Genomic DNA, 15,774 nt, shown 5'->3' with positions numbered 1-15,774 from the left:
TATGGCGGTGGCGATACTGTTGAAGAGGCAAAACAATCCATTTTAGATGCGATTAATATCATTACTGAAGAGTTCACTACAGAGAATATACCTCCCATCCTAAAAGGCAAATACGATATTGTGTATCAGTTCGATGCAGAGAGTTTTCTCACCTACTACAAGGGTATCTTTACTAATGCCGCTTTAGAAAAGATTACAGGTATTAATCAGCGTCAGTTGCAACATTACTCATCTGGATTAAAAAAGCCTCGTCAACCTCAGCTTAAGAAGATAGAAGAAGGGCTTCACCGTCTTGCGGCAGAGCTACAGGCGGTGGAATTGGTATAATTAAATATGAATTGGTTAGTTGATAATATTATATTTAAAGTTTCTCTCATTCTATCAGAGATGATCGAATATTTAAGGATGGCTTTTGTAAACGAAATGAATATTAAATTTTAATTCATGACAGGTCTTCAGGAAATGATTTTAATAGATGAGATCATCTTATAATCAAAAATTGCCCAAAGAGCTGCAGCACGCTTGAAAGCTACTCATGACAATTTTGATCATGTCGAAACATGGTGCTCAACCTGAAAAATAGGATGACTCTCCAATCCTTACAAAGTCTTGCTTTTCGTTTTCTTTTAAAGCTACTATTGCAAATATTGGTTCATCTTTATCTAACCTAGATTTTGCTTCACTAAAAACGTCGTTCCAATCAGATCCAACTTTGGATATTAAAAATCTGTAAGTGGTGGTGTGTAATCTAAACCGCGCTCTTTTTTAGCAGACATCTTTCCCTTTGCTTGTTCTAATATTTCTTTTTTGCTATTACGAGTGTCTTTATAATCTCCACCAAATTTATGATGAACATTAAATGTCTTAGTATTTACTTTTCTAAATAATTTGGATTTATCTTTGTTCATGTTAAATTCTTAGCAATTAATGCACAAATTTAAAGTTGGTGACAGTTGGATTTTGTTATTATTGATATAAACCAGAACTGTCATACCTAAGTTGATAAGGATAACGTTCATAAATAGCATTATCTTCATTGATCGTGTATCCATTTTTTCGATCTAGCTCCGCTTCCTCTAGTAATTTTGAAGCAGCTTCCGTTTTACCTAGATGTACTAATGAAACAGCTTTATAATACTTCGCGTCAGAAAACTGTTGATATTTATTTAGGGTACGATCAAACGTTTTTATTGCCATATCATATTTCCCTTGCTCGTACTGGGAGATACCATAATAAAATAAATCCAGATGATGGATCCACTCTTCACCAATTCTTAGAACCGTCAAATCAATTTCTTGTTTTAAAATTGCTTCTGCTTTTTCAAATTCATTTAACTGCAATAGCTCAGCGCTATGTAGAATTTATAGGAGTGGTCCATTATATGACCGTTACCATGCCTGGCTATAGCCTCTTCAAAGTCGACTATTGCTTCCCGATAGGTCTTAGCAAAAATACATTTTATAAATCCTCGATAGTTTAGGTAATTGTCTTTGTCATAAAAAACAGCTTTATCAAGATATTGCATGCCCATTTCATATTTTCCTTGTTTAAACAAGGGCATAGCTTTTTGTTGCCAGAGATAAGCAATCGTAGAATCTTCTTTTAAACCCATATCAATATATTTTCCCCATTCTTTTGAGTAGTAGCTGTATTGACGAGCGCTGTCTGTTAAATATTTTTCTACTATGGCTTCTTGCTTTGCTTTATCACGCTCAGGAGGAGGTTTTTCAATATTTCTGTTTTTACAACTTATTATTGTTACCGCCAAACTTAGTGACAACAGGGTATATTTTAATATGTATATGATATGATGGCTGCTATATAATCTTGGCATTTTCCTTATAAATTGAACCCTCAATATACAATAAAATAGAAGAACTTATTTGAATTTAGCATTTTGAATCGATCCTCACAACTTCACCTATCCATTTCCTTCATTCACCGAGTTTTTAGTTGGTTTAGTCTAATTGCCATAGGGTAGGAACGATTTACACCCTACTTTTGAATCAACAATTAAAAACAACTAGAAACAACTGCAAAGCAGGCATCAGGGTTTGAGTTGGTGGATGTGGGGCTGATGCAACTTAATAACAATAAAACATAAAGATATTATGAACACTTTAGCAAAAACATTCGCAGCAGCAGCCTTGATCGCAGTATCAACATTTACGATAGCAGCAGGAAAACCAGTAGGAGACAACTCTAAAAAAGCGGTAGTGAATCTATCTACAGCAGATCTAGCGATTGATCATTACGTAGCAGTTATGACCGAGGGACAGTCGGCAGGAGTAGAGCAGTTGTTTACATCCGATTTTAAAAAGAAGGTACAGGCATCAGAAGATAAAACCAATAGCCGTTCAGAAGTAATTTCCTTTTTGAAAAAGCAAAAAGGCGAGCAGTTGAACTGTAAAACAAGCACTACCATTGTTGAGCAATCCAGTGACTATAGGATTGCAAAAGTGATGCAACAATTTGAAGGGTTTACCAAGATCGATTTAATCACCTTGGTCAATGAAGGTGGCAACTGGAAAGTATCTCAATCCATTAACTCGTATAAGTAAGGTTAATTCATATGTTTAGTAAAGGCCACATCGAGCGATGTGGCTTTGTTTGTTATTATCCAACAATAAAACAAAAAGATCAATACATGTTGATTTATTTTAAAATATTTAGAGCCTATTTAAATTTAATAGGCTCTAAATATCATTAGCGTAATAGTCAGGTAATCATCGTATGAAAAAGATGTTAATTTCCCCTATATGTCGAATAACCAAAAGGAGATAGGGTAATAGGTACATGGTAATGTTCATTGTCAACAAGTTCAAAAACAACTTCTATAAACGGGTAGAACGATTTATTTCCAAGAGATTTGAAGTAAGAACTGGTGTGAAATGTTAACTTATAAATGCCTGTATTATCTTTTCCGTCCTGTTTTAAAAAATCTTTTATTCTACCATTACTATCAGTATTTTTTTCCTCTATCATAGTCCAAATCTGATTCTTGTTCATTTTCGACAGTGTAATTTTAACATTGGTAGCAGGTTTACCGGTGGTGATGTCTAAAATATGACTTGAAAGTTGAAACTTAGTTTCTTGAGCTAGACTCACTTGCACTATACCGATGAAGACTAAAACTATAAGAGTTATTTTTTTCATTTTGAATGATATTTAGTTATTTCTATTAAAATTGAGATTTTGTATTGCTTGTGCTGAAAGAAGGTGATTTTTATCACTCCAAATGATCCTCGAATGGTAGATCCCTATGGAACCAAAAAACTGAAAATTTAGTTTTTCGGGATAAATGGACTATCCGTTCTGTCATGCTTTACCCACACTAATTTAGACGTGTCATAACCAATTTCTGTCGCAATATTTAGGAACTTCGTTTTAACCGCTTCGGGAATCTCTTTTGTTCTTGATAAAATCCATAGATAATTTAAGTTTTTACCTGCCACCAATGCATATTTATAATCATCATCCATTGAAACAACATTATATCCCGAGTAAAAAGGGCCAAAAAAACTAACTTTTAATGCTGCGATATCTTTTTCTCCTCTAAATTTTGCCAAACCCTCGGCTTTTTTCCATTCATTCTTTCTAAAATTATATCCACTGTTTAATACCAGTACATCTCCTTTTTCGTTTAAACTGTACTGAGCCGAAACGTTGTCTAGATCTTTTTCAAAACGAAAATCAAAACGAGCTATTTCGTACCAAGTTCCTAAATATTTATTGACCTCAAAATTTGCAACTGCCTTTGTGTTTTTTGGAATTGAAGCACAGGAATTAAAGAGTACAATTACTAGAGAAAAAATAAAGGTTAAAGTTTTAGTATGCGTTTTCATTTTTTTTAAATTTTGTAAAAAAATAAATGACCAATAGAAACTGAGTATATCCGTACACAGCATCTTCGATTGGTATTGTTAGTATGCGTATACCCAAAAAATCACCAGGGTTGTAATTTACAATAGGAGATTCTAATCCAAAGCCAGTCAGCACACCATTGACCGGAAGAAAGCCAAGCATTAAAACACTGAATACTAAGGATGCTTTGCTAATCCAATCTTCTCGGGCAATAAAATGGAGATAAATTAAGGTTATGATTGTCGCTATTGCGGTCACTAAAGTATAGATCTTATCATGATGACGCAAAGCGATCACCGAACAAACAATAATGCTGACAAAAACAATTATATTATTAAAACCTGAAAGTCTGTCTAATTTGAAAAATTTATCAAAACAGAAATATGTAAAGGCACAAGAAAACGGAATACAAATAAAGAATAACCACTCTTCGATAGGTAAACCGGCAACGACAATTCCAAGCGTGTAATCGGTATTGAACCACCAAACACCTTTTGAGGTAAACCAGACATCCCAGGCAATGAAGGGAATAGCAACCACTACAGCAGCTTTAAAAAATGCTCCAAAATGTCGATTGAAAAGAATTCGTTTATCAAAAGAAGCGATCAGACAAATGATGACTGTAAAAAATAAAATCAAAGAATACGTATATGTCATCATTTTTATCCGGATTAAAATACATTTGAAAATATTTGAAGGGCACATATAAAAAACCAAAACATTCACCATCGTGTTTCGTAGTATGCTTATGATGTTGTTTGTGCGCTCTACGGAGCGCTAAAAAATAAGCATTTTGAGTTTTGGTCATGAATTTAATCCGCTGATGGATAAATATATCATGAATAAAAAAATAGGCCATACCGTACAGCATGATACCCAATCCAATATAAAATAGATAATTAAACTCTTTTAGGGAACCAAAGTACATTAAAATTATCGTGGGTATCGCGAATATCACAAAGAAGTAATCATTTTTTCGAGCGGACCATCATTGCTGTGATCGTGATGGTCCTTATGTAAGCCCCATAAAAAGCCATGCATAATGTATTTATGGATAATCCAGGTGGCGCCTTCCATCAGTACAAAAACGATCATTGTTATTAAAAAGTTCATGCTATTATTTTAGGGTGTTAAACATTTTTTCTAGTACAGCATATCGGAAATCAAAAATATCAGCTAGTTTCTTTTTTACAAATATCCGATGTGCGATATTACCCAATATACCAAACGGCAATTCATAATCTACAGTATCTTTTATCAGTACCCCGTTGCTATTTGGGATAAATTCATGAAAATGGCTCCAATATTTATACGGACCTTTTTCTTGATAATCAGTAAAACTCCTATTAAACTCAACTTGACTGATTCTTGTTCTCCATTTTAACGGAATTTTGAACATGGGCGAAACAGTATAATCAATAATCATCCCCTCAAAATATCTTGATGATCATCTTTAGATATTATCTTAAATCGCATATCTTCTGGGGTTATTTTCGACAGGTTAGCCGGAGAAGAAAAAAAGTGCCAAGCAGTTTTAATATCGCAATTTAATTGTTGTTCTCTATATAGTTGATGTCTCATCTTCTAGTTGTTTTAAGCGTATTTATGTTTTTTTCAAAATCTCTCCACTAATCTTTTCTCTGTTTCCCATTATAATATTGTCAAAAGGGGAGACTTGAGGCATTTCAGAAAACAAGGTGAAAGCAGGAATAAGGAAATAGTTTCAATCATAAATAAGCAGTTTTATACCTCACATAGCTTTTAAATGCTACATATGCTTTTTCAGAATTAGCAATTCGCACCCTGCTATTCAATATGTCTTCGGATGATTTTCTTTTGATTTTTTTAAATAAAGAAAGATAATATTTATAAGCCATGTAAACACCAAACATAGCGGAATTCGGAAGTTTTTTTATTCCCAATAATGCTTCATTAAATTCTTCTTCAATTTCATTTTCAATCCTACTTTTTACATGATTATCAAACACCTCCATATCAATGTTTGGAAAATAAGTACGACCTAAAATGTGATAATCATCTTTTAAATCCCTTAAAAAATTAATTTTTTGAAAGGCTGAGCCCAATTTCATCGCATAAGGTTTCAATTTTTCATAGTGCTCTCTGTTGCCATTTGTAAAAACCTGCAGACACATTAAGCCGACTACTTCTGCTGAGCCAAAAATATATTCTTTATAGCGTTCAGAATTATAATCTATTTTGTGAAGATCCATTTCCATACTATGTAAAAATTGGCTGATTAGTTTTGTGTCAATTGAATATTGATGGACGACGTGTTGAAAAGATTGTAAAATCGGGTTGAGTGAAATTCCTTCCTCCAGCGCATTTTCTGTTTCTTCTTTTAATCTATTCAAAAGTTTCTCTTTATCGTATCCATGAAAACTATCTACAATTTCATCTGCTAACCGAACATATCCATATATGGCATAAATCGCATTGCGAATGGAAGGACTGAGCGCTAAAATGCCTAGTGAGAAACTTGTACTATATTTTTGTGTCGTGATTTTACTTACTACGAAAGAAGTTCGTCGAATAGTTGTTTCATATAGATTATTTTTTAGCGTTAATAATTTCATTAGATACAATTTTACCAGAAATGATAGATGGAGGTACTCCAGGACCGGGAACCGTTAATTGACCGGTATAGAATAAATTTTTAATTTTTTTGTTTCTTATTTTAGGTTTTAAAACAGCAGTTTGACCCAATGTATTTGCCAGTCCATACGCATTGCCATCATAAGCATTATAGTCTGAAATAAAATCTTGCACACAATAACTTCTTTTATATTCAATCATTGTCATTAGATCACTAATGCCCAGATGATTTTCCAGTCTTTTAAGCATGGCTACCAAATACTTTTCTCTTACAGCTTCTTCATCATTAATTCCAGTAGCTAATGGCATCAGTAGAAATACATTCTCTTTACCTTCAGGTGCTACACCTTGGTCGGTTTTGGATGGACAGCACACATAGAATAGCGGTTTCTCCGGCCATTTTTTGTCTTCATATATACAATCAATATGTTCGTCCAAGTCATGCTCAAAGAAAAGCGTATGATGCTTAAGATTAGGGAGAGTTTGGTTAATGCCCAAATAATAGATTAAGCTCGAAGGAGCAAATACTCTATTTTTCCAGTACTCTTCAGAATAATTTCGATCCACTTTATTGAGGAGCGTCTCCGTATGATGATAATCTGAAGAGGCAACTACCGTATCAAAATCTAGTTTATTTCCATTGACAGTTAGGGAAATAACGCTTCCGTTTTCAGTATTTATGCTTTCAACAATTTTACTGAAATGAAAATTGCACCTTGTTTTTCCGCAACATGCTTCATCGCTAATACCAATTGATAAAAACCACCTACTGGATAATGTGTCCCAAGAGCATACCCACCATAATTCATCAAACTATATAAAGCAGGAATATTTTTTGGTGAAGCACCCAGAAATATGACCGGAAATTCCATCAAAGTCCTTAGCTTTTCGTTCTTAAAATATTTGGCGACGTAGTTTCTGAAATTTGATAGCAGATCTAATTTTAAGGCGCTTCCGGCTATTTTAGGAGAGATAAATTCTGCCCAGTTGTGGCAAGGCTTATTGACAAAATCCTGCATACCCACCTCATATTTAAATTTAGCAGATTTCATAAATTTTTCTAATTGCAATCCGGCACCTTCTTCGATTTTTTCAAACAAGATTTTTAATTCATCTAAATTTTGAGGTACAGCAATTTTATCATCGGCGAAGATCATTTCGAACTGTGGATTCAATGAAATTAACTCAAAAAAATCAGAAGTTTAGATCCAAAATCAGTAAAAAAATTATCGATAATATCAGGCATCCAATACCAACTCGGTCCCATATCAAAAACATACCCTTCTTCCGTTTTAAATTGCCTAGCCCTTCCTCCGGGTTGGTCATGTTTTTCAAAAACATGAACTTCATTTCCTGCTTTTGCCAAATAGGCAGCAGCAGACATACCCGAAAAGCCAGAACCGATAACAGCTATCTTTTTCCCCATTATTTTTTTTCTTTTAAAACTTCAGTCAATAAATATTCAGATTCAATATTTCTATCGTAGATCGGCATATGAAATTCATTGAGCTTATTCAGTAACCTTATTAATTCCATTTTTTCGTTATCCGTTAAATCACCTGTCACCATCTCGCTAGCTTGTCTTATCTTTTCCATTTGCCGTTCTAAAACCGCTAAGCCTTTATCATTTATTTTTAAAAATTTACTTCTTTTATCAACGTCAGAATTTGTTTGATCTACCCAACCTTTTTTAATCAATCGGTTTATTATTTGCATACCTGCAGGTTTATCATGTACATTTCTTTTTATTAAATCCATTTTGATCATTTCTCCAAAATCTTTCAAGATAATGAGATAGATAAAATCTTCTTGAGTCGAAAATTCGGATCCAAATATGGCGGATTTCGAATAACTCTTAGCGTATCTATTTAAATGTACAATCAACGTATTGATTACACTAGCTGCACTACGTCCATTTTCTTTTCCCTCCAATAGGGGGCAATTTGCTTATTGTCATCCCTACAATCAAGAGCAACCCAATCCTTAAAGCCTTCAATATTAGATTGGTACTTTATGTGTAAAGCGTTCTCCAGCTCAAATTGTTCTAGAAGTTTTAAAACATTTTTTACCATCTCGTATTTCATACCTATATTTAAAGTGTATAAATGTACTAATATTTATTTAAAAAAGTATAAAAGTATACTTATATTTTATTGAAAATATTTTAAAATTCACATCTATAGCTTTATCTCACATATCGAGAAATAATCTTTATCTATTTAACTATTTATAAATAAGATATTTATAAGTTTGTAAAAATATTTGTAAGGAATAATCATATTGATTTTTAGGAGACTGTGAAGAGTTATTACATAAAGGGATTTAATGATATACAAATATCAGTTAATGCTCGGCATTCAAAAAAGTTTAAAAGATTCACCTACCCATTTATACCATTCACCGAGTTTTTAGTTGGTTTAGTCTAATTGCCATAGTGTAGGGAGGATTTACACCCTACTTTTGAATCAACAACTAAGAACAAAAAACTAACAATATAACATAAAGATATTATGAAAACTTTAGCAAAAACATTCGCAGCAACAGCCTTGATCGCAGTATCTACTTTCGCTATGGCAGCAGACAAACCAACAGGAGACAACTCTAAAAAAGCGGTAATGACTCTATCCACAGCAGATCTAGCCATTGATCATTACGTAGCAGTTATGACCGAAGGACAGTCGGCAGGAGTAGAGCAATTGTTTACATCAGATTTTAAACAGAAAGTACAGGCATCAACAGATAAGACAAACAGCCGTTCAGAAGTAATTTCCTTCTTGAAAAAGCAAAAAGGAGAGCAGTTGAACTGTAAAACAAGTACTACCATTGTTGAGCAATCCAGTGACTATAGGATTGAAAAAGTGACCCAACAATTTGAAGGGTTTACCAAGACCGATTTAGTCACATTGGTCAATAACGGTGGCAACTGGAAAGTATCCCAATCCATCAACTCGTATAAGTAAGTAAAGTTAGCATACATATGTTTAGTAGAAGCCACATCGAGAGATGTGGCTTTGTTTGTTATTATCCTCAGCTATGTGCATAGTCTCCAATCTGTTCGGCGTTGAGGACAATATGTTTTTACACTCTTGTTAATCATTGTGTTGCTCTAACCATTTTATAATTGATTGCGTAGTTTCCTCTGGCTTTTCTTGCTGTATCCAATGACCACAATCCAGACTAACAACATCTAGATTAGAAACAATATTTTTTAGGTTTTCAGACTTTGGAATCGTGTCCTGCTCACCATATATCATAAGAGTCGACTGATGAATGATTGGTGTTACGTCGCCATTAAGTGCCAGTTTCTATCCATGTTTCTATACCAATTTATACCCCCTGTAAATCCTGATGATTCAAAGGCGGAAACGAACACTGCGAGTTCATTGTCGCTCATCAAGGGTTCGCCAAGCGGTTTTTCCGCCCTTGCAAGATTAATCATCAGCACTCCTGGTTCAGGAGGTGTGGGAGCTGAGTTTTTGCGGAATATATTACGAAGGAACTGAGCAGTGTTTTCATTCATAATCGCATCTGCTACCCCAGGTTGTCTGTTGAAATGAACAAAATAGAAGTCTGCTCCAAATATTGCTTCCATCAACTCAATCCATGGCTTTTCACCACGATCTTGATAAGGCAAAGCCAAGTTGATGATTTTATTTACCCGATCAGGATGCAATAGTGCTAGATTCCAAACCACATTTGAACCCCAGTCATGACCCACAAATGTAGCATCCTTATATCCATAATGGTCGAGCAGGGCAATAAGGTCACCAGTCAAATGTTCAATATCATAATCCGTCACTTCAGTCGGACTTGAAGAATTACCATAGCCACGTTGATTTGGGACAATTACATGGTAGCCAGCCGCGACAAGAGCCGGTATTTGATAACGCCATGAAAATGCATGCTCTGGAAACCCGTGGCAGAGAACGATAGGTTTCTCAGAATTTTGCTGACCTGCTTCAAATACTTCCAGAACTACTCCATTAACAGAGATCATTTTAGGTTCTGGAAATTCGATTGCATTAGATCCAGTATTGATTACGTTTGTCATTCCTATATCTTTTAAATATTAATTAATGACGCAAATCTATAAGGGAGAAGTGACAGCCTTATGTCAGGAGTCTAAAATAAATGAGAGGTGTCAAATTACGCTTGTAGGATCATTTTTAAAGTCCAAATTTGTATATAATTATATTTTTACTATAGTAGCTTTATTATAAGTCGTTTATTAAGAGTAAATCTTCCAGCAATTTTGATGATCTGCTATGGAAGTCTATTTTAGAGCAGACTTTTGCACATTTTTCTTTGCAACGCTGGCAATTATATTGACATAATTTATTTAACAATTAGCGGTCTAATAGGTTCTCCAACAATGCTTAATACGCCATCAGATGAAATTGCTAAATCATTAATGTATGATGTCCTTGGAGCGACACTTGTGGAGCTGGCATGAGCATGGTATATATATTTATATCCGCCATCAGCACTTATAAATGGAGCTCCATGACCTGTACCGAGCAATCCCGATGCTGAGGGATGATCTCTCCTTAGGATGGGGTTGCCACTATATTTCTTCCAAGGACCTTTGGGTGAACTGGCTGTTGCATAGCCTACGGCGTAATCCTGGCTTTCAAAATGATTGGCAGAGTAAATTAGATAGTACGTGTTGCCTCGTTTTAAGATTGACGGCCCTTCTACGACTGTAGCTTGTTTCTTCTCCCATGGTTCACTTGTACTTATGCATTTTGTGAGCGTTTCTGCTTTTATACTCTGTAAATCATTATTCATCTCGGCCATCCAAATGACATTTCCATCCGTAAATCGGACATAAAATAAATATGGCGTTCCGTCCTCGTCGATAAAAAGAGAAGTGTCAATTCCTTTTTCATTTGGAATAATAGGTTTTTTTTCTTCTTGAATAAAAGGCCCTTCTGGGCTTGAGGAAGAAGCAACACAAATATGTTCATCAACAGAATAGAACATGTAAAACTTTTTGTGAGCGGTTACATAATATACTTCTGGTGCCCAGAACCATCGGGTTCCCCAAGAGTCTTGAGGGGAAAGTGCTAAATTTTTATGACGCTTCCAATGCTTTAGATCATCGGAAATATAAACTTCAAAACCATTTATGCGGGTGCCATATGCATAGTATTTGCCATTATGGAATAATACGTAAGGGTCTGCAATAGGTAGCTCGTTTTCGATAATTTTAACAGACTTATTATCATTTGCATTACAATATAAAGACAGTATAAAAAATAAACTTATAATCGTTATTAAACGATAAGGAATGCTTGTCATAATTTTCATTTTTTTGAATTCAAATCTTATGAAGAATTAGCCATAAATTCAAATACCGATGAATCTGTTGAGCATTTTGCTCATGCATGATACAAATTGGAATAATTTTGAATAAAATGGACAATGTTATGTAAACTTTAATTTACATTTTTACGTGATATAGATTTGTAATTGGGCTTCAATACAATTATAAACAAAAAAAATAAAATTTATACATAAAAAGAGAAATTACAGAGCCTGAGGTGAATAGTCAGTCAGTAGATGTAAAAAACCAAATTGTAAACGGATGTGAAATTAAAACAGCGCTTTAAGTTTTTAATTTATTCTATTGGATTATTATCAACGGCATAATCCTGTGGACTATTTGTGTCTAGACGTACTATAAACGAGCAGGTGTATCAAAAAAGCAAAAACATAAACTTGGTATTTGAACACATTTTTGTAGATCCTACAGTTATAAGAAATAAACAAACTGGCTATTTCTATAGAACTGAAGACAACTGGGGAGATGATAATGGGAATCCATTGATGCCTATCTTACGATCTGACGATCTGGTTCATTCGGCGGAGTTGGGGCACTGTATTTTAAAATTAATTGAAATATGATTACTAAAAATTTATGTTTATCCTTATTGATTGGTTGCTGGCTGTTGTTATTCTCCACTTCAAAAGCCCAATCAAATAATCCACTTGATGTTGCTTTTGGTGATCCATTTGTGCTTTACGATCAAGAAACAGATGCCTATTATATGTATGGTACTGGTGGAGTAGAGAATGGTTTTGTAGCGTATTCTTCTAAGGATTTGAAACAATGGGAGAATAGGGGTACAGTGTATACCGCTCAGCAAGATAAAAGCTGGGGGACGAAAGATTTTTGGGCCCCGGAAGTATATAAGCGTGGAGGAAAATACTATATGTTTTATAGTGCACATTGGAAAGAAAATCCGAATGATGAATTAGAAAATTATCGCATTGGTATCGCAACCTCAACCAATCCTACAGGCCCATTTATAGATTTGACAGGTCGTCCCTTATTTGACCCCGGATATCCCATTATTGACGGTAACGTGTACTTTGCTGAAGATGGACGTTTGTATCTTTACTATTCACGATGCTGTTATAAAAATCCAGTTCAGTCGGAGATTGCAGCTTGGGCAAAGCAACAGGGGATGTTTGATGAAATAGAAGAAAGCTGGATATATGGAGTAGAGCTAGCTTCAGATTTTTCACATGTAATTGGAGAGCCAACATTATTGTTACGGCCTCCTGTCTCAAGGGATGATAAGCAATCTGAATGGGAGAGTAGATCTGTGACTTCAGGTGAAGTAAATAGAAGATGGACAGAAGGATCCTATCTATTTAAGCATAACAATCTCTATTACATGATGTACTCCGCAAATCATTTCGGAGGAGAAAATTATGCTGTTGGCTATGCAACAGCCTCCAATCCACTAGGCCCATTCGAAAAGTCTGCAACAAACCCTATATTACAAAAAAACATATCCAATGGAGGTGTTGTTTCAGGGACGGGGCACAACAGTCTTTTGAAAGATAAAGAAGGTAAAGTATGGTGTGTATATCATGCCCGCACGACTAAAACAGGCAGTCAGCGCTTAGTATTCTTAGATGAACTGAAAATTTTACCTAACGGTCAGCTTATAGTGGACGGTCCAACTGTTAAACCTTAATAAAGCTGATGTTTTTAGTTTATTGTATTTCGACTTTGATGAGATCGGGAATACCTTATAATAAATTAAAATTTAAAAAGTTGATTATTGATTATATTTCAATATTATTATGCGCCCTATACCTTTCTTGTTGCTGTTTGTGGTCTATCTTGAAATCGCTCCTCTGCTTATATGCTTGCAAAACTTTATGCTTAAGAATATGTCTACGTTAAAGACCTTGCCAAGGATTATGAATTCCGAAGTATTTCAACGCTTCTTTCAGTTGGACAGCTACGTAAAATTGATAAAGGAGGAACGGACTATGTATGATATTAGTTTAAAACGTAAGTGGGATGCTGAAGCTGTGCGGATGTATCAAGAAGGACTGGAAAAGCAATTGGAAGAAGCTATAAGAGAAGCTAAGAAAGCAGAAAAAGAAGCTAAAAGAGTTTCAATAACAGCTAAAGTAGAGGGTATTGCTGAAGGCGAGTACAAAAAAGCCATTGAAACAGCTTTGAGGCTAAAGAGATGGGTTTACCTGTAGAGCAAATTGCCAAGGGTACCGGACTTTCCATTGAAGAGATCGAAAAACTGAAATAAAACAGTGTTCTAAAATATACAGAACCGTTTGGAATGACCAAGCGGTTTTTTTGTGCTAATAAAAGAAATTCTTAGTAAGACATGATTTAAAATTTATGACAAAAACAATAAACCTGTTAAATTAATGTTGATTAACCGACTTTTTAGATTAATTTACCGAGAATAAGATGATATTCACCGTTTTTGGCTGTCATATCGTGTAATATTATTATAGTTTTATTGTTGTACATTTTTAGATAACTGTTTTAATTCTTAATGAATACCTAACTGATGAGAAGATTCTTTTTAATACTAATTTTAATTTCTGTTTTTGGCATTTTGTCAGCTCAAGATTTTAAAGAAAAAATTGATAACATTATTAAAACAGAATTTAAGCAGGTAAACGAACCTGGTGGAGCGTTTTAGTTGCTAAAAATGGAAAAGTGCTTTATGCAAAATCTTTCGGGAAAGCCAATTTGGAATTAGATGTTGATATGACTATCGACCATGTCTTTCAAATAGGTTCCATGACCAAACAGTTCACCGCTGTTGCCATATTAATGCTTGAAAAACAAGGGAAATTAACTGTAAATGATCCAATCTCTAAGTTCATTCCTAATTATCCATCTGCTCATAAAATTACGATAAAACATTTGTTAACACATACGTCGGGAATTCAAGATTTCACTAAAATGAAATCTATATCAGATATTGCTCAAAAACAGATGACCCCTGAAATGATGGTTAACTTTTTTAAAGATGAGCCTGTTAATTTTGAAGCCGGAGAAAATTTGAGTATAATAATTCAGGTTATGTTTTACTTGGATATATAATAGAATTAGTGTCGGGCATTACTTATGAAGATTTTATACAAAAGAATATTTTTCAAAAAATTGGAATGAATAATTCCTATTATGCTTCAGACCGAAAAATTATAAAATCTAGGGCATATGGGTATCATCAAAAAGCAGATGGTTTTGTTAATAAAACATGGATCAATTTTAGTGTCCCATTTTCTTCAGGCTCTTTGATGTCAACATTAGAAGATTTATTAAAATGGCAAAATGCATTAAATGATAATCAGGTATTGGATTCATCAAGTCTTAGTCAAGCATTTAAATCATACAGATTAAATAATGGTGAAATAAGTTCATATGGATTTGGCTGGCATATAAAAGAAATTAATGGTATCCCTACTAGAGAACATGGGGGCAGTATTTTTGGATTTAAATCTATGGCCGTTTACATTCCCAGTAGAGATATTTATATCGTTGGATTGAGCAACTGTGATTGTCACTCACCCACTGAGTTGGTTCGGGAAATTGCTAAAATTACACTTGAAATTTAAAAAAAATAACCCCATTCTAAGCTCGACCACTTCACCTAGCCATTTCCACCATTCAACAAACTCCTTTTTATAACATTGATCAATTTCTTCATTATACTGTAAATAGCAGAGTCCTTTAAACGCTATATCAGTTTCGTAAGACATACCTTCTTGTCAAATCCAATCTGCTCTTACTTAGCACAAGGTTTATCAATTTTTCAATCTATTCCTCTTCAATTTAGAATCACAAAAAAGTGTATATTTAATAATAAATCACACATATATGGATCGTTTATTTATCATATTTAGTTTTGTATTGATATTTTCTACAACTGCAATAAAGGCTGAGCTCTGTCCCGTACAGAACCTATTTTCTCACGATGCTGATACCCTGAGTAATAATCTGAAAAACTACATTATAA

21 protein-coding genes and 1 pseudogene are annotated in these 15,774 nt (G+C 34.2%); 7 read left to right on the top strand and 15 right to left on the bottom strand.

From position 1 onward, the window contains the following. The coding region (locus tag L950_RS30805) for a hypothetical protein (protein ID WP_021188262.1) at window positions 1–327 on the top strand (327 nt) is incomplete at its 5' end. Window positions 328–719: 392 nt separating this feature from the next. Here L950_RS30805 and L950_RS28870 read toward each other — a convergent pair. From L950_RS28870 to L950_RS30795, 3 genes are read right to left on the bottom strand one after another with little or no spacing between them, the layout of a single operon-like run. Next, window positions 720–908, bottom strand: coding sequence for a hypothetical protein (locus tag L950_RS28870; protein WP_021188261.1), 189 nt, complete (start codon window positions 906–908; stop codon window positions 720–722). A 58-nt stretch (window positions 909–966) separates the two neighbouring features. Then, the gene (locus tag L950_RS30800) at window positions 967–1,341 is read right to left on the bottom strand and encodes a tetratricopeptide repeat protein (protein ID WP_197086575.1); all 375 of its coding nucleotides are present in this window, start codon (window positions 1,339–1,341) and stop codon (window positions 967–969) included. Then, window positions 1,332–1,835, bottom strand: coding sequence for a tetratricopeptide repeat protein (locus L950_RS30795; RefSeq protein ID WP_197086574.1), 504 nt, complete (start codon window positions 1,833–1,835; stop codon window positions 1,332–1,334). Before L950_RS30795 ends, L950_RS30800 begins: the two co-directional genes overlap by 10 nt. A gap of 277 nt (window positions 1,836–2,112) precedes the next feature. Between L950_RS30795 and L950_RS19535 the strand changes: the two genes are divergently transcribed. After that, window positions 2,113–2,562 carry a nuclear transport factor 2 family protein gene (locus L950_RS19535; RefSeq protein WP_021188260.1) on the top strand — a complete coding sequence of 150 codons (450 nt, stop codon included), beginning with the start codon at window positions 2,113–2,115 and terminating at the stop codon, window positions 2,560–2,562. 184 nt (window positions 2,563–2,746) lie between these two features. Here L950_RS19535 and uraH read toward each other — a convergent pair whose 3' ends face one another. The 9 genes from uraH to L950_RS19495 all read right to left on the bottom strand — a co-directional run bounded on the left by uraH (window position 2,747) and on the right by L950_RS19495 (window position 8,410). Continuing rightward, the gene (gene uraH, locus L950_RS19530; RefSeq protein ID WP_021188259.1) at window positions 2,747–3,157 is read right to left on the bottom strand and encodes a hydroxyisourate hydrolase; all 411 of its coding nucleotides are present in this window, start codon (window positions 3,155–3,157) and stop codon (window positions 2,747–2,749) included. A gap of 128 nt (window positions 3,158–3,285) precedes the next feature. Next, entirely contained in the window at window positions 3,286–3,846 is a 561-nt protein-coding gene (locus L950_RS19525) for a lipocalin family protein (RefSeq protein WP_021188258.1), read from the bottom strand. Beyond that, the gene (locus tag L950_RS19520; RefSeq protein WP_031287161.1) at window positions 3,830–4,525 is read right to left on the bottom strand and encodes a lycopene cyclase domain-containing protein; all 696 of its coding nucleotides are present in this window, start codon (window positions 4,523–4,525) and stop codon (window positions 3,830–3,832) included. The genes L950_RS19525 and L950_RS19520 overlap by 17 nt, the downstream gene beginning before the upstream one ends. A gap of 457 nt (window positions 4,526–4,982) precedes the next feature. Continuing rightward, window positions 4,983–5,291: an SRPBCC family protein gene (locus L950_RS19510; protein ID WP_231577460.1), complete on the bottom strand. Its 309-nt coding sequence runs from the start codon at window positions 5,289–5,291 to the stop codon at window positions 4,983–4,985. A gap of 301 nt (window positions 5,292–5,592) precedes the next feature. Then, window positions 5,593–6,459 carry a phytoene/squalene synthase family protein gene (locus tag L950_RS19505; protein WP_197086573.1) on the bottom strand — a complete coding sequence of 289 codons (867 nt, stop codon included), beginning with the start codon at window positions 6,457–6,459 and terminating at the stop codon, window positions 5,593–5,595. Then, a complete protein-coding gene (locus L950_RS36800) occupies window positions 6,434–7,159 on the bottom strand; it encodes a phytoene desaturase family protein (protein ID WP_410528143.1) in 726 nt (241 codons plus the stop codon). Before L950_RS36800 ends, L950_RS19505 begins: the two co-directional genes overlap by 26 nt. Further along, a complete protein-coding gene (locus L950_RS36795) occupies window positions 7,156–7,653 on the bottom strand; it encodes a phytoene desaturase family protein (protein WP_316930710.1) in 498 nt (165 codons plus the stop codon). The genes L950_RS36800 and L950_RS36795 overlap by 4 nt, the downstream gene beginning before the upstream one ends. Before the next feature lie 5 nt (window positions 7,654–7,658). Continuing rightward, window positions 7,659–7,904 (bottom strand): phytoene desaturase family protein, encoded by a 246-nt coding sequence (locus L950_RS36790; protein WP_316930709.1) that lies wholly within the window; start codon window positions 7,902–7,904, stop codon window positions 7,659–7,661. Then, window positions 7,904–8,410 (bottom strand): MarR family winged helix-turn-helix transcriptional regulator, encoded by a 507-nt coding sequence (locus L950_RS19495; protein ID WP_231577459.1) that lies wholly within the window; start codon window positions 8,408–8,410, stop codon window positions 7,904–7,906. The genes L950_RS36790 and L950_RS19495 overlap by 1 nt, the downstream gene beginning before the upstream one ends. Window positions 8,411–8,988: 578 nt before the next feature. Here L950_RS19495 and L950_RS19490 point away from each other — a divergent pair. After that, window positions 8,989–9,438, top strand: a complete 450-nt coding sequence (locus L950_RS19490; protein WP_021188256.1) for a nuclear transport factor 2 family protein — start codon at window positions 8,989–8,991, stop codon at window positions 9,436–9,438. Window positions 9,439–9,567: 129 nt separating this feature from the next. Here L950_RS19490 and L950_RS30790 read toward each other — a convergent pair whose 3' ends face one another. The 3 genes from L950_RS30790 to L950_RS19480 all read right to left on the bottom strand — a co-directional run bounded on the left by L950_RS30790 (window position 9,568) and on the right by L950_RS19480 (window position 11,788). Further along, window positions 9,568–9,732, bottom strand: a complete 165-nt coding sequence (locus L950_RS30790) for an alpha/beta fold hydrolase (RefSeq protein ID WP_197086572.1) — start codon at window positions 9,730–9,732, stop codon at window positions 9,568–9,570. Between the two features lie 26 nt (window positions 9,733–9,758). After that, window positions 9,759–10,529, bottom strand: a complete 771-nt coding sequence (locus L950_RS19485) for an alpha/beta fold hydrolase (RefSeq protein ID WP_197086571.1) — start codon at window positions 10,527–10,529, stop codon at window positions 9,759–9,761. Window positions 10,530–10,813: 284 nt separating this feature from the next. Continuing rightward, a complete protein-coding gene (locus L950_RS19480; RefSeq protein WP_021188255.1) occupies window positions 10,814–11,788 on the bottom strand; it encodes a glycoside hydrolase family 43 protein in 975 nt (324 codons plus the stop codon). Window positions 11,789–12,199: 411 nt separating this feature from the next. Here L950_RS19480 and L950_RS19475 point away from each other — a divergent pair, with 411 nt between their 5' ends. The 4 genes and pseudogenes from L950_RS19475 to L950_RS37495 all read left to right on the top strand — a co-directional run bounded on the left by L950_RS19475 (window position 12,200) and on the right by L950_RS37495 (window position 15,373). Beyond that, window positions 12,200–12,385 (top strand): hypothetical protein, encoded by a 186-nt coding sequence (locus tag L950_RS19475; protein ID WP_156169770.1) that lies wholly within the window; start codon window positions 12,200–12,202, stop codon window positions 12,383–12,385. Further along, complete coding sequence (locus L950_RS19470) at window positions 12,382–13,467, top strand: glycoside hydrolase family 43 protein (protein ID WP_021188253.1); 1,086 nt, start codon at window positions 12,382–12,384, stop codon at window positions 13,465–13,467. The genes L950_RS19475 and L950_RS19470 overlap by 4 nt, the downstream gene beginning before the upstream one ends. Before the next feature lie 229 nt (window positions 13,468–13,696). After that, on the top strand, window positions 13,697–13,990 hold the full coding sequence (locus tag L950_RS19465) for a hypothetical protein (protein ID WP_156169769.1): 294 nt from the start codon (window positions 13,697–13,699) through the stop codon (window positions 13,988–13,990). Window positions 13,991–14,468: 478 nt separating this feature from the next. After that, window positions 14,469–15,373: pseudogene (locus L950_RS37495) on the top strand (serine hydrolase domain-containing protein). The last annotated feature ends 401 nt before the right edge of the window (window positions 15,374–15,774 follow it).

Source organism: Sphingobacterium sp. IITKGP-BTPF85, assembly GCF_001006065.1.
GTDB classification, from domain to species: Bacteria; Bacteroidota; Bacteroidia; order Sphingobacteriales; family Sphingobacteriaceae; genus Sphingobacterium; species Sphingobacterium anhuiense.
This window is presented reverse-complemented; position numbering and strand designations above follow the sequence as displayed.